We start from the raw sequence: 17,662 nt of genomic DNA, 5'->3' as shown, positions 1-17,662 counted from the left end.
GAACTCAGCTCCTCTTGAGCTTGGGGTCGAGCGCGTCGCGCAGGCCGTCGCCGATCAGGTTGATGGCAAGCACTGTGACCAGGATCGCCAGACCCGGGAAGGTCACGATCCAGGGGGCGCTGCTGATGAATTCGCGGCCCTTGGCCAGCATGGTGCCCCATTCCGGCGTGGGCGGCTGCGCACCCATGCCGAGGAAGCCCAGGGCTGCAGCGTCGAGGATGGCGTTGGAGAAGGACAGCGTCGCCTGCACGATCAGCGGACCGAGGCAGTTCGGCAAGACCGTCACCAGCATCAGGCGCAGGTGGCCGGCACCGGCCATCTTCGCCGAGGTCACGTATTCGCGGTTGGTCTCGGCCATCACCGACGCACGCACCAAGCGGGCAAAGTGGGGCTGCAGCACCAGGGCGATGGCCAGCATGGCATTGACGAGACCGGGCCCGAGGATCGCCACCAGCACCAGGGCCAGCAGCAGGGACGGGAAGGCCAGGATGATGTCCATGACGCGCATGATCACGACATCCACCCAGCCGCGGAAGTAACCGGCGAGCAGCCCAAGGATGATGCCGACGACCGCTGCAATGGACACCACGACAAGGCCGATGGTCAGCGAATAGCGTGCGCCATGGATCAGGCGCGAAAGGATGTCGCGGCCAACTTCATCGGTGCCGAGGAAATAGGCGGGGTTGCCGCCATTCATCCAGGAGGGCGGCAGCTTGTCGAAGCCGCGGAACTGCTGTTCCGGCGCGTACGGGGCGATCCAGGGCGCCAGAACCGCCAGCACGATGAAGATGGCAACCACCGCGAGACCGATGACGGCTCCGCGGTTCATCGAGAAGTAGTGCCAGAATTCGGCCAGCGCCGCCCGGCGCGCGCCTTCTGCCTTGGGGATCGTCTGGTTGGTGGTGTCCGTCATCATCGCACCCGTATGCGCGGGTTGATGACCGCGTAAAGAACGTCGACGATCAGGTTGACCGCCATGATTATGAGCGCGATCAGCAGCAGTCCGCTCTGGACCACGGGATAGTCGCGCTTGAGAATGGATTCGATCATCCACTTGCCGATGCCCGGCCAGGAAAAGATCGTCTCGGTCAGGATGGCGCCGGCCATCAGCGCGCCGATCTGCAGGCCAATCGTCGTGATCACCGGGATCAGGGCATTGCGAAGGGCATGCACGTTGATGACGCGCTTGGGCGTCAGCCCCTTGGCCCGGGCCGTGCGCACATAGTCTTCACCCAGCACCTCGAGCATGGCCGAGCGGGTCTGGCGGGCAATCACCGCCAGCGGAATGGTCGCGAGCACGACGGTGGGCAGGATCAGATGGCGCAGCGCCGACACAAAGGCCGGCCAGTTGCCATAAAGCAGGCTGTCGATGGTCATGAAGCCAGTGATCGGGCGCAGGAAGAAGCTCAGCGCAATGCGGCCCGAAACCGGAGTCCAGCCAAGATAGCTGGAAAAGAACATGATCAGCAGCAGGCCCCACCAGAAGATGGGCATGGAATAACCAGTGAGGGCCACACCCATGGTGGCCTGGTCCAGCCAGGAGCCGCGCTTGACGGCAGCGAGGACGCCGGCCGGAACGCCAACGGCAGTGGCGAGGATGATCGCAAAAAGCGCCAGTTCAACCGTTGCCGGGAACAGGACGAGAAATTCATTGAGCACAGGACGCTTGGTCCCCAGCGACACGCCGAAGTCGCCGGTCAGCACCGAACCCAGGTAATTGAGATATTGTTGCCAGATCGGCAGGTTGTAGCCGAACGCTTCCTTGAGGACTTCGTAGCGCTCAGGCGTCACGCCGTGTTCGCCAGCCATGGCAAGAATAGGGTCGCCCGGCAGCAGCCGGACAAAGGCAAAGGCGCAGATCGAGATACCGATGACGGTCGGCACGATCAGCAGCAACTTGCGGAGAATGAAGGAAATCATTGGCTGCTTCTTGAGGGGAGACGCCGGACTGGAGCCCGGCGCCTCCTAGACTAATTATTCGGTGACGTCGACGTTGTCGAAGACGTGGTCGCCGAGGGGGCTCTGAACGAAGCCGGTGACGCGCTTGTTCATCGGCACGAAGACCTTGGAGTGAGCAAGGGTCAGGGCCGGCTCTTCCGCCTTGAAGATTTCCTGGGCCTTTTCATAAAGCGCAGTGCGTTCTTCCGGATCGCTGGTGACCTTGGCCTTCTGGATCAGGTCTTCGAACTCTTCATTGCACCAGGACGAGTAATTGGAAACGCCGATGGCCGAGCAGGAGAAGAGGGTGGCAAAGAAGTTGTCCGGATCACCATTGTCGCCGGTCCAGCCGATCTGGAACGGACCCTTGCGGTCTTCCGCCTTGCCGCGCTCGCGGTACTCGGTCCATTCGTAGGTCACGATGTTGGCCGTGACGCCGATGGCAGCCCAGTCGGCCTGGATCATTTCGGCGACGCGCTGGGCGTTCGGGTTGTAGGGACGCGAAACCGGCATGGCCCAGAGGTCGGTAGTCAGCTCGGTGACACCGGCTTCGGCCAGCAGGGCCTTGGCGCCTTCGACGTCATAGGTATCGTCTTCGATGGCGTCGTTATAGGACCACATGGTGGGCGGGATCAGGTTCTTGGCGACCTGGCCGGCACCCTGGTAGACGGCATCGACGATGGCCTGCTTGTCGATGGCCATCGAGAGCGCCTTGCGCACCTTGACGTTGTCGAACGGCGGCTCGGTCACGTTATAGGACATGTAGCCGATGTTGAGGCCTTCCTGCTCGAGAACGGTGATGTTCTCGTTGGCCTGGAGCATCTCGACGTCGGCTGGCGCCGGGTACGGGATGATGTCGCATTCGCCGGCGATCAGCTTCTGCGCACGCACCGACTGGTCGGGCGTGATGGCAAAGATCAGGTCGTCGATCTTGGGACGCTCACCCCAGTATTCATCGTTGGCGGCATAGCGGATGACGGAGTCGAGCTGGTAGTCCACGAACTTGAATGGGCCGGTGCCGATCGGCTGGGTCGACAGCAACTCGGGCGTGCCGGCAGCGGCGAGCTGGTCGGCATATTCCTTGGAGACGATCGAACCGAACGGCATTGCGAGGTTCGCGATCATCGGCGCGTTGGGCTCGCTCAGGACGAACTTGACCGTCAGGTCGTCCACCTTGACGATTTCCTTGACGTAGCGCGGCATGTCCATGCCCTGGTAGTAGTCCCAGGTCAGGTTGGCCAGATAAGCGAAGTACGGATTGTCTTCCTTGTACTGGCGCTCGAAGGAGAAGATCACGTCGTCGGCGTTGAAGTCACGCGTGGGCGTGAAATAGGGCTGGGTGTGGAACTTGACGCCCGAACGCAGCTTGAAGGTGATCTCGAGGCCGTCCTCGGACACTTCCCAGCTTTCGGCGAGGCCGGGTTCGACGTCGGTGCTGCCCGGAACGAAGGCGGCAAGGCCATCATACATGGTGTGGGCGGAGGCGTCGAAGTCGTTGCCGCCGGTGGTCGGACCTGGATCGAAGTGAGCGGGCGAAGCTTCCGAGCAGAATACCAGTTGCTTGGCCTGGGCAGCGCCGGCCGCCAGGGCCATCATGGCGGTTGCCGCCAGAAGCGTTTTCATCAACTTCATGTTTGTTGTCTCCCGAATTTCTTATGCGCACCCGGTTGCCGACCGGGGCTTGGGCGCCAACAAAGCCTAGAATCTAGGGGAGTGCAATGGGTGAGTTTGACCATTTGGTCAATCTGATGACAGCTGAAACGTCCTTCCACAGGATTGGACGGTTTCCAAACGATCCGTTCGCTCGTAACCGGCTGCTTGACCAGTGACCTGCAGTGGTGGTCCATGTTCGCATGACCCAATCGATTGCCACCGTATCCCTCGTCGTTGCCGACTATGACGAGGCCATAAGCTTCTACTGCGATAAACTCGGCTTCAACCTGGTCACCGATACTGAACTCGGCGGCGGCAAGCGCTGGGTGCTGGTCGCACCGGCGGGACAAGCTGGCGCGCAACTTCTGCTTGCCCAGGCGGATGGTGTCGAACAGAGTGCCCGCGTCGGCAACCAGGGCGGCGGTCGGGTCATGTTCTTTCTCCAGACCAGCAACTTCGCCCGTGACCATGCTGCCATGATCAGCCGCGGCGTGACCTTCCTCGAAGCGCCGCGGCACGAACCTTATGGCTCCGTCGCCGTGTTCGAAGACCTTTACGGAAACAAATGGGACCTCATCGAACCCGCGAAGGGATAATCCTGGCGCTGGCCATCGCCGCCTCACCTGTCGCCGCGCAGCAGGCGGGCTGGCAATATTCGCCACTGCCCGGGGAAGGGGATCGCGCCACGCTTGGCTGTGACCGGGATGCGACGCCCCAAAGCTATACCTGCCTCGCCGTGCGCTGCGAAGACGACTTCTCTGTGGGCATCCACGTCCATACCAGCCGCCCCGACAAGCTCGGCGCCTGGCAGATGACCCTCGATCGGGAAAACGCCAGCTTCACGGCGGAAGCATCCGAAGCGCCCTATGGGGGTCGCTTCGTGGAACGCGCCGAGTGGCTGCTCGAGCGGATCCGGCAGGGTACCTTTATCTACCTCCGGCACGAAAACGATCAATATGGCAGCTTTGCCTATATAGGCCTGGATGGATCGCTCTATGCCATCAACCAGGCGCTGGCCTTTTGCGCACCCCGCGTGCCACAGGCTGAACCGATCGCAGAGCCCGGCGTTTAGCTCGGACACAGCCATGGAGAAGCATTATGGACCGTCGTCCCCTCGGACGCAGTGAACTCGTCATTGAACCCTTGGTGCTGGGCGGCAACGTCTTCGGCTGGACGGTGGACGAAAAGCAGGGCTTCGACATTCTCGATGCCTATGTAGACGCCGGCTTCACCGCCATCGATACCGCGGAAGGCTATCCCAACTGGGTACCCGGCAACCCGCCGGGCATGAGCGAGACCATCATCGGCAAGTGGCTCAAGGCGCGCGGCAACCGCGACAAGGTGCATATCTTTACCAAGGTCAACTCGGCCAACAAGCGGGGCGGCCTCAAGGCAGAAGCGGTCAGCAAGGGCATCGAGGCTTCGCTGCAGCGGCTGCAGACCGATTATGTCGATCTTTACTTCAGCCACTGGCCCGATCCGGAGGCGGAGCACGAGGAAACGCTGGGTGCCTATGACCCCCTGGTCCGATCGGGACGCGTGCGCGTCATTGGCGCGTCCAACTATACTGCCGAGATGGTCAAGGCGGCCAACGAAACTGCGGTGATCAAGTCGCTACCCCGCTATGAAGTGCTGCAGCCGCGCTTCAACCTCTATGACCGCGCCGAGTTCGAAGCCTTGCACGAGGTCGTCACCAGCGAGGAAATCGGCACGGTCGTCTATTACAGCCTGGCCTCGGGCTTCCTCACGGGCAAGTACCGCTCAAAAGCCGACTTCGGCAAATCGCCGCGCGGCGGCGGCATCGAACGGTATCTCGACAGCAAGGGCGAGCGCATCCTTGCCGCGCTTGATCAGGTCGCCAAAGCCAATGATGCAACGCCCGCCGAAGTTTCGCTAGCCTGGCTCGTAGCACAGCCGGGTGTCAGTGCGCCGATCGCCTCAGCCACCTCGGTCGAGCAGGTTCAGAGCCTGGCCAAGGGCGTACGGCTCAAGCTCAGCGACGAAGATCTCCGTCTCCTGACGGACGCCGGAAAGTAGGGCGCCTTGCCCCTGCCTTTCTGATCACCAGCCTTCACCCTCGGGCTCGACCCGAGAGTTTTTACATGGGCGAACAGCTGGCGAAACACGATTCCCTCATGTCGCGGGCGGCATCAAACCGAGAGAATGCGCCGGGCTACCACTCGAACTCCGGCCCGTTTTCCCGCGCGCCCATCAGGAAGACGTCGCTCATTAATCGCAGCGGAGCGGCGTCAACGTCGCTTTCGTGCCGATCAAGAAGATCGGCAAAGTGCTCATACATGGCTGCGTATTCGCCGTCGCCATGCTCGAGCACCATCTGGTCATTGACGAGGAGCCGGCGGCCGCCGCTTTCGAGCTTGAGACGGTCGCCCGTTCCAGTCTCGATCGTGAAGGTCCAGATCTCGCCGCTCTCTTCGAGCCAGTTAAAACCAGCGGACAGCTTGGGCTGGTGCAACTGGCCTGACTTGAAAGCAATCTCCACATCGACCGGCGTCTGCCGGTTGGCGGGGAAGACAAGCCTGGCGCTTTCCACGAAGGCCGGGAAAGGCATGATCTTGGTGAAGATCGAAAAGGCGTTGATGCCCGGGTCACAAACGCCGAAGCCGCCTGGCTCCCAAACCCAATCCTGTCCCGGATGCCACTTGCGCACGCTTTCGCGCCAGTCGATGCGCAGCGACTTGACCCCCTGTTCGGCGAGGATCGCCTTGGTGCGATCCACAGCCGGATTCCACTGCGAGTGCCAGGTCTGGTAGAGGACGCGATCAAGCCGCTTCGCATAGTCGATCAGGTCGTCGAGTTCGGAGATCGTGGTGGTAGGCGGCTTTTCCATCATCACGTCCTTGCCCGCTTCAAGCGCCTCTCGGACATATTGGTGGCGGATACCGGGTGGCGTGCAGATGGAGACGACCTCGATGTCCGGCATGGCCGCATAAAGTTCGCTGGGGGTCTTGAAGACGGGCAGCCCGTTATGGGCGAGGCCTCGGGTCGACACCGTCGCCGCCACCTCGAACTCGCTGGATGCGTCGATCACCGGCAAGTGCTGGTCCTGCGCGATCTTGCCCAAACCGATGACGGCGATCCTGCGTTTGGCCATGGATGGCTCTCCCTGAAAAGTGAGGCGTATAAAACAGAGCCGACACCACTCTGCCAAGCGAAATTGTATGATTATTCTGGCGGCTGCCACAGCTCGATCGGATTGCCTTCCGGATCATGGATGCGGGCAAAGGTGCCGGTTTCGGGCGTGTCCCACTCAGCCCGCGTCTCCGCGGCGATCCCGGCAGCGCGCAACTGCACCAGCAGGCCTTGGAGGTCATCCACCCGGAAGTTGATCATCCACTGGCGATCTGCGGGGAAGTAGTCGCTGTCTTGCTTGAACGGCGCAAACACCGTGGCACCAGCTTCCTGGTTCCAGAAATCGGCGACGCCCAGGTGCTGCTGGTACCATTGGCTGAGCGCCTTGGGGTCATGTGCTCGGAAGAATACGCCGCCTATGCCGACTGCCTTGGCCATTTGCCTCTCCTACCTGATCAGGATCGCACGAAAGTCGTTCACGTTGGTGCCGGTTGGTCCGGTCACGACAAGGTCTCCCAGGGCGTTGAAAGCCGTCCAAGCATCGTTGCCGGCAAGGAGTGCGAGGGGATCATGCCCGGCACGGCGGAGCCGCGTTGCCGTTGTGCCATCGGCATAGGCGCCGGCGTTTTGCTCCGAGCCATCGATCCCGTCGGTATCCGCGGCGAGAGCAGAAACGCCTTCCACGCCTTCCAGCGCCAGGGCGAGGGCAAGCAGGAATTCGCTGTTGCGCCCCCCTCGCCCGCCTGTGCCACGCAAGGTCACAGTGGTTTCACCACCAGAAAGCAACACCACTGGCTTGGGAAAGGGACGGTTGCGATATGCGATCTCACGCGCCAAGGCTGCCATTACCTGCGCCACGTCCCGCGCTTCGCCCTCGATGGAGTCGGAAAGAATGGCTGCCTCTATGCCCTGCCGGCGCGCCAGATCAGCTGCAGCCTCGAGGGAAATTGCTGCCGAAGCGATGGTTGTGACCGTGTTCGAGGCAAAGACGGCCTCGCCCGGTTCCGGCGCGGGATTGTCATCGCCTTCGAGCATGGCACGCGCATGCGGAGGCAGGTCGAGGCGGTAGAGACTCGCATATTTACGCGCGAGTTCTCTGGTCCCCGAAAGGGGAATGGTTGGTCCGGAGGCAACGAGCGCCGGATCGTCGCCGGGAACGTCGGAAACAATGAGGGTCGCGACCCGCGCCGGAGCGGCCTGACGAGCCAGCCGCCCGCCCTTGATGGCGGAGAACTGGTTCCGGATGAGGTTCATCACCGAAATCGGCGCCCCGGACGCGAGCAGCGCTTGGTTGATCGCCTGCTCATCCAGGAGCGTCAGACCAGCAGCCGGGGCAGGCAGCAAGGCCGAGCCGCCGCCCGAGATCAGCGCCACGACGAGGTCGTCCGGCCCCAAGCCGGAGACGGTCTCCATGATGCGCCGTGCGGCGAGGAACCCGGCCTCGTCCGGCACGGGATGGGCGGCCTCGACAATCTCGATGCGCTGGCACGGCTCGGCATAGCCATAGCGGGTCACCACCAGCCCCGACAGCGGGCCGTCCCAAGCTTCTTCGAAAGCGCGCGCCATCTGGGCGGATGCCTTGCCGGCGCCGACCACAACCGTCCGACCTTCGGGCCTCGCCGGCAGATGCTGCCGAACGGCCAGCGCCGGCTGCGCCTGCGCCACGGCCACGCGGAACATCTCTTCGAGCAGGTCGCGAGTCATGGTTTTCTCTCGGCTTGCGATTCTGGTGCCGCGAGGTTAGCGAGCATCAGGCAGGCTGGACAGGTGTCAAAATACTGGCGCAGAGTCCGCCTAGTGGCTGGGCAGGAGCTTTGATGACTGAACGATTCGCGATCTACTTCGCCCCTTCCGCCACCAGCAATCTATGGGAACGTGCCGCCACCTGGCTCGGCCGCGATGCCGCCGACGGTGACCTGTTCAGCGGACCCGTCGCCGGGATCGACCGGGACCGGCTGCTGAACTTGACGCAATCGGCCAACCGCTATGGCTTCCACGCCACCATCAAGGCGCCCATGCTGCTGGCCGATGGAACGACACAGGCTGACCTCCAGGAGGCGCTGGCAGAGTTCGCCGGCCGCCACCAGCCGTTCAGCCTTGGCCAGCTGAAGCTTGCATCGCTCCACGGGTTCCTCGCGCTGGTCCTGGATGGCGAGCATGAGCAGCTGCAGGATTTTGCCGCCCATGTCGTCGAAGACTTCGAGCGCTTCCGCGCGCCCTTGTCGGTGAAGGACCGGGCAAAGCGGGCCCAAGGGCTCAGCGAGCGTCAGCTCGAGCTACTCGACGCCTATGGCTACCCTTATGTGTTCGAAGAGTTCCGGTTCCACATGACGCTAACGGACCGCCTGGCGGGCGAGGATGAGCAGGAGGTGATGCAGGCGGCGGCCACCTGGTTCGGGCCCGTCCTGGAAGAACCCCTGCTGTTTGACCGCCTGTCGCTGTTCCATGAGCCCGACACGGGCAAGCCGTTCCGCCGCCTTGCCGATTTCAAGCTGGGCCAGCCCGGATGAGCGAACAGGTCTTCCGCAATGCCCGTGTCGTTCTTGCAGACGACGTCGTCGTGGGCAGCGTGCTTATCCGCGATGGCCTCCTCGCAGAGGTCGCATCGGACAGCCGGGCGGGCGAAGACCTCGAGGGAGACTACCTGATCCCCGGCCTGATCGAGCTGCATACCGATCACCTCGAAACCCATTACCGGCCGCGCCCGGGTGTGTTCTGGGACCCCGCTTCGGCGCTTCACGCGCATGACGTGCAGGTCGCCGGATCGGGCATAACCACGGTCTTCGATGCAGTGCGCATCGGCTCCGACCGGGACATGCCGCAGATGCGTGAACATGCCGGCCATCTGGTCACCGCGATCGGCGAGGCACGCCAGAATGGCTGGCTCCGCGCGGACCATCTCATCCATCTGCGTTGCGAATTGCCCACGGCAGACGTGGTGGAACAGTTCGACAGCTTTGCAAGCCATCCGGCAACCCGCCTCATCTCATTGATGGATCACACGCCGGGCCAGCGGCAGTTCACCTCCATGGAGACCTACAAGCTCTTTTACAAGAAGCAGCTTGGAGGCACCCAGGCCGAAGCAGACCGCTACGTCGCCGAAGCGCTGGCGCAGCACGAACGCTATTCCAGCGCCAATCGGCGCGACCTTGTCGCCCGCGCACAGGCCCTTCGTCTGCCGATGGCGAGCCACGATGACGCAACCATCGCACATATCGAAGAAGGTGTTAGCGACGGCGTCGTTATTTCCGAGTTCCCCACGACGCTGGAGGCCGCTGCAGCCGCGCATGACGCAGGTTTAGCCATCCTCATGGGCGCGCCCAATGTGGTGCGCGGACGTTCACACTCTGGTAACATATCGGCAACAGATCTGGTGCGTTCGGGGCTCCTCGACATCCTCAGTTCCGACTACGTGCCCTTCGCCCTGCTGCAGGCCGCCTTCATCTTGCCGCAGCGCGTCGAAGGCCTCACCCTGCCGCAAGCCTTGGCTACAGTGACCCGCAACCCTGCCAAGGCCGCAGGTCTCGACGACAGGGGCGAGATCGCAGCGGGCAAGCGCGCCGACCTCGTCCGCGTCAAGGTTGTCGACGATCGGCCGATCGTCAAAGGCGTTTGGCGCCAGGGACATAGGGTCAGCTGAGAGCATGGCACGGGCACCCCTCGGTTCTCTGGTTCTGGTTGTTGGCCCCTCGGGCGTGGGCAAGGACACCCTGATCAGCGGCGCCCGCCAAGCGCTCGAAAACGACAAGCGCTTCAGTTTCGTCCGGCGCGTGGTCACCCGGCCGAGTGGTTCGCCCGGCGAAGAGCACGATAGCATCGAGCCGGAAACCTTCGACCAGATGGAGGCAACAGGCCGCTTCGCTCTCTCCTGGGAGGCACATGACCTGCGCTACGCCCTGCCGATCAGCGTCGATACCGACGTCACGCTCGGCAAGGTGGTCGTCGCCAATGTCTCGCGCCACGTGGTGGCGGAGGCTTGCGCAAAGTATCCCTCCTGCTCGGTGGTGCTTATCACGGCTGAGATCTCTCGCCGGGCCGAGCGACTGCGGACGCGCGGGCGTGAGGACGCCGACCAGATCACCGCCCGCCTGGCGCGCGAGAGTGCACCTGTACCCGCCGGCGTGGATCCCATCATCATCGACAATTCTGGATCTGTTGCCATCGGCATAACGGCCTTTGTCATGGCTCTCCGTGCCATTGCGGCGCGCGAATAGCGGAGGCTATGAACTCACCGCGGCCAAGGGCGTTAGGTCTTGAACCAGCAAGTTTGCAGAAACGGAGTTGCGAGATGATTACAGACGCCCTTGGAGACCACCGCCGCCAGGCAATAGCCACGGCCATCAGCGCGGAACTGGACCGCCAGGCCAAAGATGGCGAAATCCGTGTCGATGTCGAGGCGCTCGCAGAAGCTGTCGATCTGGCCCTCGAGCCCGCGCCTCCCCCTAGTGAAGGCAAGCGGCCCTCGGACCTCAACGCTACCAACGACGACTAAGCGGGAGCGGCCCCATTCCGAGCGATACACCTACGCTTATCGCGCTTGGCGCCGCCGCCGTGGTGGTTGCCTGGCTTGTCTTTTCAGTTCTGAAGAAGCTCATGGCAGTGGCTCTTCTTGCCGCTGCAGCACTGGCAGGCTTCGTGCTGTGGCAGAACCCTACCCTGTTGAATGCTCTGATCAGTTGGTTGCGCCAAGTTGCCGGTTGAAAGCGCCGCGCCGAAGCGCAGCGCCATTCAGTCCAGCTCGACAGCGCCGCGCACCGCCTGAGAAACGGCGAAGTGCGCCTTTTCCACGGTTTCAAACTGCTGCCCATCGACAACAAAGGCCGGCAGCTTGACGGCGAGGAAGCGGAAGCCTTCGGCATTGGGCACGACAACGCCCAACGGCTCCCCGCCGACTTCAATAACGATTGGCTTGTGGGCCTGGGCCCGGTCGAGACTGCGTTCTTGCATGGGTGGATTCTCCACTTGCGCATTGCACAGACAAAGCACGGATGCTCATGAGGAGCACACCATCCTTGCCGGCAACACTGGGGTAACTATCGGAAGAGTGAGACGAAGGCGTGACAGAGATCACATTCGTTTCGAGCGACAGGTCCCTTGCCAGCGTTTGGCGGCGTGAAGAGTGGTGCGTACGAGCGAACAACCTGCATGATTGGTGAAGGTAATAGATGTCGTCATCTTGATTCCTTTCCCGCTGGTTGAACGGTCAAGCATCGGCATGTGCCGATGCAGTGACGGCAAGATAGGCCTCATCGTTGAGGATTGCTAGATCGGCGAACACCAGAAATTTCGCAAAAACCAGAAAAGCCTGCTCGATATTTGAGGCGCGTTGTAAATCTTGATACCTAAGATCATGTATTTGACGTACGCCCCTCATCGTTTTGACGGCATGGTGCGCTTGAAGTCGGGGGGACAATCTGTTGTGGTCTCGGCTGAAAACAGGCGTCACCGCTCAGCAAAGAGCGGGTCGAGGGGAATACCAAGTGTCAGAAGACGACGTGCCGGCGGCCAGCAAGGGCAAGCGCGGCGTCAAGCCATCCGGCAAGCCTACACTCAAGACCATCGCTCAGATGACCGGCTTTGCCGTCACCACGATTTCGCGCGCCCTCAACAATGCCCCCGAGCTTTCGCAGGAAACCCGCGACCGCGTGCAGAAGGTCGCGGCCGAAGTCGGATATCTGCCAGACCGCGCGGCCTTGCGCCTCAAGACCGGCCGCACCAACGTCATCGCGCTGGTGCTCGAACCTGACGAGCAGATCTATGGCTTCGGTTCGTCGATCGTGCGTGGTCTTTCCGAGGCTGTCCGCAACACGGCGTATCACATCGTCATCACGCCACTGTTTCGCAATGTGCAGCCGATCGAGCCCATAAGGCACATCATTCGCAATCGCATGGCAGACGGCGTTCTTTTCTCCAAAGCGGAGACCTTTGACGAACGTATCCGGCTTCTGCTCGATAACGACTTCCCTTTTGTCAGCCATGGCCGCAGCAACTGGCCAGACCAGCATCCTTTCGTCGATTTTGACAACCAGACCTACGCCTATGGCGCGACCAAGCGGCTCGCCTCCAAGGGCTGCAAGAAGGTCTCCATCATCCTGCCCGACAGCGCCCTGACCTATACCGATCACCTCAAGACCGGCATGTCTCGTGCGGCAGCAGAGGCCGGCATCGACTACGAGTTCGCCGCCGACGTCAATCTCGGCAGCCCTACGGACGCCATTCGCACCTATGTGACCAAGCGCAGCAAACGTCCTGATAGTCCCGACGGCTGGGTCTGCGCCTCGGAAGTATCAGCGCTTGCGGTTATTGGCGCCCTCAACGAAAGCGGACGGCATGTAGGCGGAAACGTCCATGTCATCTCAAAGCAGGCATCGGAGATGTTCGCCCAGTTCCAACCGGGGGCCGAAACGGTATTCGAGGATTTCGTCGACGCCGGGCGGCAGATGGGAAACCTCTTGCTGCGCCGCATTGCCGGCGAGCCCATGGAAGACCTGCGGTACTTGGCCGAGCCGAAGTTCGACTGGCCGAACTAGCCTATCCTTCGAGCTCTTCCCGAAGCAGCTCGAGCTCCAGCCACTCCTCTTCCGCCTTGGCTTTGCGTGCCTCTGCGTCCAGAAGGGCCTTTGACTTAGCCGAAAAGCCAGCGGGATCGCGCGTGTAGAAGTCGGCAGCCCCAAGAGCCGCATTGAGCGTCCTGATCTCGTCTTCGATCTTGCTGATGGTTTGCGGCAGGGTTTCGAGGGCGTGCTTTTCCTTAAAGCTCATCTTGCGCTTCGGTGCCGGCGCTGACTTGGCTTCGGTCGTCTGGGTCAGGCTGGTCTTGCCAGGACGATGCGCTTTGGCGGCAGGTTCGCGGGCGGTCACGCCCTCGCCGCGCTGGATCACCATGTCCGAGTAGCCGCCGGCATATTCAGTCCACACACCGTTCCCCTCGGCGATGATCACCGAGGTCGCAACGCGATCAAGAAAATCACGGTCGTGGCTGACGACGATGACGGTGCCGGCATAGTCCGAGACCATTTCCTCGAGCAGATCGAGGGTTTCGAGATCAAGATCATTGGTGGGTTCGTCAAGCACCAGGAAGTTGGATGGCAGCGACAGCGCCCGTGCCAGCGCGACGCGCGCCCGTTCGCCACCGGAGAGCTTGCCGATCGGGGTATTGGCTTGTTCAGGGCCAAACAGGAAGTCCTTCATGTAGCCCACCACGTGCTTGGGCTGGCCGTTGATCTGCAAGGTGTCCGATCCACCACCCGTCAGCGCTTCCTTAAGGCGGGTGTCCGGGTGGAGCTTGGCGCGGCCCTGGTCGAGCATGGCTAGTTCGAGAGATGAACCCAGCTTCACCGTGCCGCTGTCGGGCTGATCCAGCCCGGTCAGCATCTTGATCAACGTGGTCTTGCCGGCACCGTTAGGACCGACGATGCCGATCCGGTCCCCCCGAAGGACACGGGTTGAGAAATCACCGACGATCACGCGGTTGCCATAGGCTTTGCTGATGTGCTCAGCCTCGACAACCAGAGCGCCCGAGGTCCTGCCTTCCGAAACCTGCATGTTGACCGCGCCGGTAACACGCCGCTGCTCGCGACGGTCTCGCCGCAGACCCGCAAGGCGCTCCAGTCGTCCCACATTCCGTTTGCGTCTGGCGGTTACGCCGTAGCGCAGCCAGTGCTCCTCGCGTACGATCTGGCGGTCAAGCTTGTGGCGGTCGCGCTCTTCTTCTTCGAGGACCTGGTCGCGCCAAGCTTCGAAGTGAGAAAAGCCCTTGTCCAGGCGTCGCGTCACACCGCGGTCCAACCACACCGTTGAGCGGGTGAGATCGGAAAGAAAGCGCCTGTCATGGCTGATCAGCACCATGGCCGAACGCATTGAGTCCAGTTCCGACTGCAGCCACTCGATCGCCGGTAGGTCAAGGTGGTTGGTCGGCTCATCCAGCAGCAGCACATCAGGCCGCGGCGCCAGTACACGAGCCAGAGCCGCACGCCGGCCCTCACCACCCGACAGGTTGCGCGGGTTTTCTGCACCCGTCAGCCCGAGCGAACTCAGCAGATACTGCGCCCGATACTCATCATCGCCAGGACCAAGCCCGGCTTCCACATAGGCGAGCGTTGTTTCGTAGGCGGAGAGATCGGGCTCCTGCGGAAGGTAGCGGAGGGTGGCGCTTGGCTCCACGAAGCGCACCCCGCTGTCGTGGGTCACATCGCCAGCAGCGATCTTGAGCAGGGTCGACTTTCCCGAGCCGTTACGGCCGACCAGCGCCACGCGCTGGCCCGGTGAAACGATGAGTTCAGCTCCTTCGAGCAGCGTTGTGCCGCCGAAGGTCAGCTTGATGTTCTGAAGCGAAAGAAGGGGTGCAGCGGCCATGGCGCGGATAGACCACAAGGGCAAGGCAAAGAAAAGGCCGATCAGGACGTTGAGGATCCTGACCGGCCCGGGGAGACGGTAGCAGCAAGCCCCGTCATCTTCTGCGCTACAGAGAGCCGTGATCCCCCTGGGCTGTTCTGCTGCGCGGTGACAGGAGAAAAGCACAAGCTAACATGACTGTCAAACTCATATATTACTGCAACTGTTGCCTCAACGAAAAACCCGGCTCCAAGCCGGGTTCTTGCCCATAGACGGTCTAGAACACTGCGGCAGGCTCAGGCTCCATCACCGCCTGCATCGTCAGCCCCAGACGCTCGCGGATAGAGCGCTTCTTGCTGGCCAAATCGGCAATCGTATAGCTCGCCAAGACATCGAAGAAAGCGCCCAGAGCTTCGCGCAACGCGCCGTTCAGGTCGCATTCGCCGATCAGCGGACAGTCGGCTCCTTCTTCGAAGCACTCTGCCAAGGCAAAGTTCTCCTCCGTCAGGCGAATGGTGTCGAGGAGGGTAATCTCCTCCGCCTTTTTACCCAGCTTGATGCCACCGTGGCGGCCACGCACAGTTGCTAGGAGACCATTCTCAACCAGCGGCTTGATGAGCTTGAACAGGAAGAGTTCGGAAATATTATAAGCCTTGGCGATGTCGGCGACGCGGCTCAGGCCCGGCTCGTTGACGGCACAATAGACCAGGGTGCGGATCGCATAATTGGATTGGCGCGTCAGTCTCACTACGGACCTCTCTTACGAATCAGGCTGGATGCAAGCGCTTGGAACAACGCAGATTTGCTACATAGAACTGGCTACACCTTATAACCATTCTAAAATTAGTCAACATAAGTTGATGGAGTGGTTCAAGTTTCCTCCCACCCGCTGTACCTGCTCGACAGAGGCTTAACTTCGCGCTATGAATTTAAGCGCAGGGGGACACTGCTTTGAGCGAAACTATTACTCGCGCCAAACTCAGCGAGGCGGCCGCGCGCCGCACCGGTTTGAGCAAGGCGGATACAACAGCAATTTGCTATTCCATGTTTGAGCATATCGGCGCGGCGCTGATGCAGGCGGAGACGGTCAAGTTGACCGCTTTCGGCTCCTTGCAAGTGCGCTCCCGCGCCGAACGGATCGGGCGCAATCCGCGCACTGGAACCGAGCACAAGATCACGTCGCGACACGTGGTTGTGTTCACGCCCAGCGCGCAGTTGCGAGAGGAGCTTAACCGCGCCAAGTCAACCGACAAGGTCCGCCAGGGTACGCGAGAAGTAGCGACGGTAGAGGGTTAGCTCTGCCGCGCCGACTGCTGGCGCCAATGGACCAAGGTGGCCAAGCCGCACTTGCGGCGGGGTGAAGCTTGCCACGGGCAGCTCACGAAGCTCCTCCTTGACCTTCTCAACCAGCCTGGCGCTTAGCCAATTTGGCAGGATGGTGTCGAGCACGACCAGGTCGGTCTCGATGACCATGCTGGTGTTGAACATGACACGTGCCAGGATGTTGCCGCTGTCGGCAATCCATTGATCGACAACGGGCGCGAAGGCTTCCCAGTCCCAGGTCTCCCACAGGCCCGAGGTGAAGCGGTGGCCAGCCTGTGCGAGACGGGCCTCGAGCGCGCTCACGGAAGCGATGTGATAGGCCTGCTGCAGCGGCCCATCACGGTGGCGAACCAGCATGGAGCCTAAATTGGCCGATTTCCCGCTCGGTCCCTCCCATAGCGTACCTTCGCCGACAATGCCGGCTGCGATGTAGTGCGACACAAGAAAATAGATGAAATTCCCTGGCCGGGGCCTCGAAAATGCGATCAGCTCGGACCAGCAGGCCGCATTACCGTCATTGAAGAGGCTGGCTTCCAGTCCCGTCCGCCGTTCCAGCTCGCGCGACAGATCCAGTTCGGCCCATAGTGCACGCTGCTCGTCGGGAATGCCGCCATAGCCGGCGATATCGCTTGGCAGCGCGATGCCTATGGTTCGTGCAAGGGCGCGCTGTTCGGCGCTCAAAGCCTGCAGGAGGCCCTCGACGGCAAAGGTGATCTCGCCTGCAATCGAAGTTGCATTGGGGTAGTCGTAGTGCCACCGGCGCGACGACCGCACCTTGGCCGCGAGATCGAGCAGCACGACCTCGGCGCGGCGCCAGCCCACCTCCACGCCGATTGAAAATGCTCCTTCTGCCCGAAGGAAGATCGGCGTTGCCGGCTGTCCGCGACGGCCACGCAGGACCGGGCCGCGCTCGATCAGGCCTGCTTCTTGCAGATTGGCGAGGATGGCAGAGACAGTCTGCGGCGCCAGGCCAGACAGTCGGGCGATGTCGGCGTTGGAAAGCCCATTGTTGAAACCGATGAGCGTCAGAACCGCGCGCTCATTGGCGCGGCGAAGGCCTTGATGCTGCAGCCCCCGGCCACCGGCATTAAATGGATCTATGGCCGGCGGCGATACGAGCTTCATGCACCACTTACAATCGACAGCGCCAATCTTAGCCCCGTGGCTTACCACGAAGGACAGAACCTCCTGGGGCTATGACGTGCTTCCGAGCGGCACCGGCCGCTCATTTCAGCATGAAATGAAGCCGGGTCGCGCTGATTGTCTATTGGGAATTCTTCGCGGCTCCCAATAGCTTGATGATTGCTGTGGATAGCTTACGGAG

General features: G+C 61.9%; 19 protein-coding genes. 9 read left to right on the top strand and 10 right to left on the bottom strand.

Annotation, left to right across the window (positions count from 1 at the left end; all coding sequences use genetic code 11):
• Window positions 1-4: 4 nt before the first annotated feature.
• The 3 genes from VIL88_RS16855 to VIL88_RS16845 are packed head-to-tail and all read right to left on the bottom strand — an operon-like array spanning window position 5 to window position 3,570.
• On the bottom strand, window positions 5-913 hold the full coding sequence (locus tag VIL88_RS16855; protein ID WP_331990778.1) for an ABC transporter permease subunit: 909 nt from the start codon (window positions 911-913) through the stop codon (window positions 5-7).
• Window positions 913-1,920, bottom strand: coding sequence for an ABC transporter permease subunit (locus tag VIL88_RS16850; protein WP_331990777.1), 1,008 nt, complete (start codon window positions 1,918-1,920; stop codon window positions 913-915). Before VIL88_RS16850 ends, VIL88_RS16855 begins: the two co-directional genes overlap by 1 nt.
• Before the next feature lie 54 nt (window positions 1,921-1,974).
• Window positions 1,975-3,570 (bottom strand): ABC transporter substrate-binding protein, encoded by a 1,596-nt coding sequence (locus VIL88_RS16845; protein WP_331990776.1) that lies wholly within the window; start codon window positions 3,568-3,570, stop codon window positions 1,975-1,977.
• Between the two features lie 221 nt (window positions 3,571-3,791).
• Here VIL88_RS16845 and VIL88_RS16840 point away from each other — a divergent pair, with 221 nt between their 5' ends.
• Genes VIL88_RS16840 through VIL88_RS16830 form a run of 3 tightly spaced genes read left to right on the top strand, consistent with a single transcriptional unit; the run spans window position 3,792 to window position 5,628 of the window.
• Window positions 3,792-4,187, top strand: coding sequence for a VOC family protein (locus VIL88_RS16840; protein ID WP_331990775.1), 396 nt, complete (start codon window positions 3,792-3,794; stop codon window positions 4,185-4,187).
• A complete protein-coding gene (locus tag VIL88_RS16835; protein ID WP_331990774.1) occupies window positions 4,157-4,663 on the top strand; it encodes a hypothetical protein in 507 nt (168 codons plus the stop codon). The genes VIL88_RS16840 and VIL88_RS16835 overlap by 31 nt, the downstream gene beginning before the upstream one ends.
• A gap of 26 nt (window positions 4,664-4,689) precedes the next feature.
• Window positions 4,690-5,628 (top strand): aldo/keto reductase, encoded by a 939-nt coding sequence (locus VIL88_RS16830; RefSeq protein WP_331990773.1) that lies wholly within the window; start codon window positions 4,690-4,692, stop codon window positions 5,626-5,628.
• A gap of 136 nt (window positions 5,629-5,764) precedes the next feature.
• On the opposite strand, the gene VIL88_RS16825 is transcribed toward VIL88_RS16830, so the two are convergent.
• The 3 genes from VIL88_RS16825 to VIL88_RS16815 all read right to left on the bottom strand — a co-directional run bounded on the left by VIL88_RS16825 (window position 5,765) and on the right by VIL88_RS16815 (window position 8,385).
• Window positions 5,765-6,703 carry a Gfo/Idh/MocA family oxidoreductase gene (locus VIL88_RS16825; RefSeq protein ID WP_331990772.1) on the bottom strand — a complete coding sequence of 313 codons (939 nt, stop codon included), beginning with the start codon at window positions 6,701-6,703 and terminating at the stop codon, window positions 5,765-5,767.
• Between the two features lie 71 nt (window positions 6,704-6,774).
• Window positions 6,775-7,119, bottom strand: a complete 345-nt coding sequence (locus VIL88_RS16820; RefSeq protein ID WP_331990771.1) for a VOC family protein — start codon at window positions 7,117-7,119, stop codon at window positions 6,775-6,777.
• 9 nt (window positions 7,120-7,128) lie between these two features.
• A complete protein-coding gene (locus VIL88_RS16815) occupies window positions 7,129-8,385 on the bottom strand; it encodes a glycerate kinase (protein WP_331990770.1) in 1,257 nt (418 codons plus the stop codon).
• 113 nt (window positions 8,386-8,498) lie between these two features.
• Here VIL88_RS16815 and VIL88_RS16810 point away from each other — a divergent pair, with 113 nt between their 5' ends.
• The 4 genes from VIL88_RS16810 (at window position 8,499) to VIL88_RS16795 (ending at window position 11,173) form a co-directional block, all read left to right on the top strand.
• Entirely contained in the window at window positions 8,499-9,191 is a 693-nt protein-coding gene (locus VIL88_RS16810; RefSeq protein ID WP_331990769.1) for a DUF1045 domain-containing protein, read from the top strand.
• The gene (locus VIL88_RS16805) at window positions 9,188-10,321 is read left to right on the top strand and encodes an alpha-D-ribose 1-methylphosphonate 5-triphosphate diphosphatase (protein ID WP_331990768.1); all 1,134 of its coding nucleotides are present in this window, start codon (window positions 9,188-9,190) and stop codon (window positions 10,319-10,321) included. The genes VIL88_RS16810 and VIL88_RS16805 overlap by 4 nt, the downstream gene beginning before the upstream one ends.
• A gap of 4 nt (window positions 10,322-10,325) precedes the next feature.
• A complete protein-coding gene (gene phnN, locus VIL88_RS16800) occupies window positions 10,326-10,895 on the top strand; it encodes a phosphonate metabolism protein/1,5-bisphosphokinase (PRPP-forming) PhnN (RefSeq protein WP_331990767.1) in 570 nt (189 codons plus the stop codon).
• Between the two features lie 74 nt (window positions 10,896-10,969).
• Entirely contained in the window at window positions 10,970-11,173 is a 204-nt protein-coding gene (locus tag VIL88_RS16795) for a hypothetical protein (protein WP_331990766.1), read from the top strand.
• Window positions 11,174-11,409: 236 nt separating this feature from the next.
• On the opposite strand, the gene VIL88_RS16790 is transcribed toward VIL88_RS16795, so the two are convergent.
• A complete protein-coding gene (locus tag VIL88_RS16790; protein WP_331990765.1) occupies window positions 11,410-11,628 on the bottom strand; it encodes a hypothetical protein in 219 nt (72 codons plus the stop codon).
• A 533-nt stretch (window positions 11,629-12,161) separates the two neighbouring features.
• Between VIL88_RS16790 and VIL88_RS16785 the strand changes: the two genes are divergently transcribed.
• The gene (locus tag VIL88_RS16785) at window positions 12,162-13,211 is read left to right on the top strand and encodes a LacI family transcriptional regulator (RefSeq protein WP_331990764.1); all 1,050 of its coding nucleotides are present in this window, start codon (window positions 12,162-12,164) and stop codon (window positions 13,209-13,211) included.
• Between the two features lies 1 nt (window position 13,212).
• On the opposite strand, the gene VIL88_RS16780 is transcribed toward VIL88_RS16785, so the two are convergent.
• Window positions 13,213-15,036, bottom strand: coding sequence for an ABC-F family ATP-binding cassette domain-containing protein (locus tag VIL88_RS16780; RefSeq protein WP_331990763.1), 1,824 nt, complete (start codon window positions 15,034-15,036; stop codon window positions 13,213-13,215).
• 256 nt (window positions 15,037-15,292) lie between these two features.
• Window positions 15,293-15,763, bottom strand: coding sequence for an iron-responsive transcriptional regulator RirA (gene rirA, locus VIL88_RS16775; protein WP_331990762.1), 471 nt, complete (start codon window positions 15,761-15,763; stop codon window positions 15,293-15,295).
• A 203-nt stretch (window positions 15,764-15,966) separates the two neighbouring features.
• Between rirA and VIL88_RS16770 the strand changes: the two genes are divergently transcribed.
• Entirely contained in the window at window positions 15,967-16,311 is a 345-nt protein-coding gene (locus VIL88_RS16770) for an HU family DNA-binding protein (protein WP_331990761.1), read from the top strand.
• Here the strand turns inward: VIL88_RS16770 and VIL88_RS16765 are convergent.
• Entirely contained in the window at window positions 16,258-17,463 is a 1,206-nt protein-coding gene (locus VIL88_RS16765) for an ROK family transcriptional regulator (RefSeq protein WP_331990760.1), read from the bottom strand. The two genes, VIL88_RS16770 and VIL88_RS16765, sit on opposite strands and share 54 nt — an antisense overlap.
• Window positions 17,464-17,662: the final 199 nt, after the last annotated feature.

Source organism: Devosia sp., assembly GCF_036563435.1.
GTDB lineage: Bacteria > Pseudomonadota > Alphaproteobacteria > Rhizobiales > Devosiaceae > Devosia.
This window is presented reverse-complemented; position numbering and strand designations above follow the sequence as displayed.

Coding starts and splice junctions, on each gene's coding strand:
- VIL88_RS16765 (WP_331990760.1), bottom strand. CDS start 17,463: ATGAAGCTCGTATCGCCGCCGGCCATAGATCCATTTAATGCCGGTGGC.
- phnN (WP_331990767.1), top strand. CDS start 10,326: ATGGCACGGGCACCCCTCGGTTCTCTGGTTCTGGTTGTTGGCCCCTCG.
- VIL88_RS16795 (WP_331990766.1), top strand. CDS start 10,970: ATGATTACAGACGCCCTTGGAGACCACCGCCGCCAGGCAATAGCCACG.
- VIL88_RS16790 (WP_331990765.1), bottom strand. CDS start 11,628: ATGCAAGAACGCAGTCTCGACCGGGCCCAGGCCCACAAGCCAATCGTT.
- VIL88_RS16835 (WP_331990774.1), top strand. CDS start 4,157: ATGGGACCTCATCGAACCCGCGAAGGGATAATCCTGGCGCTGGCCATC.
- VIL88_RS16845 (WP_331990776.1), bottom strand. CDS start 3,570: ATGAAGTTGATGAAAACGCTTCTGGCGGCAACCGCCATGATGGCCCTG.
- VIL88_RS16820 (WP_331990771.1), bottom strand. CDS start 7,119: ATGGCCAAGGCAGTCGGCATAGGCGGCGTATTCTTCCGAGCACATGAC.
- VIL88_RS16840 (WP_331990775.1), top strand. CDS start 3,792: ATGACCCAATCGATTGCCACCGTATCCCTCGTCGTTGCCGACTATGAC.
- VIL88_RS16810 (WP_331990769.1), top strand. CDS start 8,499: ATGACTGAACGATTCGCGATCTACTTCGCCCCTTCCGCCACCAGCAAT.
- VIL88_RS16805 (WP_331990768.1), top strand. CDS start 9,188: ATGAGCGAACAGGTCTTCCGCAATGCCCGTGTCGTTCTTGCAGACGAC.
- VIL88_RS16855 (WP_331990778.1), bottom strand. CDS start 913: ATGACGGACACCACCAACCAGACGATCCCCAAGGCAGAAGGCGCGCGC.
- VIL88_RS16825 (WP_331990772.1), bottom strand. CDS start 6,703: ATGGCCAAACGCAGGATCGCCGTCATCGGTTTGGGCAAGATCGCGCAG.
- VIL88_RS16850 (WP_331990777.1), bottom strand. CDS start 1,920: ATGATTTCCTTCATTCTCCGCAAGTTGCTGCTGATCGTGCCGACCGTC.
- VIL88_RS16830 (WP_331990773.1), top strand. CDS start 4,690: ATGGACCGTCGTCCCCTCGGACGCAGTGAACTCGTCATTGAACCCTTG.
- VIL88_RS16815 (WP_331990770.1), bottom strand. CDS start 8,385: ATGACTCGCGACCTGCTCGAAGAGATGTTCCGCGTGGCCGTGGCGCAG.
- VIL88_RS16780 (WP_331990763.1), bottom strand. CDS start 15,036: ATGGCCGCTGCACCCCTTCTTTCGCTTCAGAACATCAAGCTGACCTTC.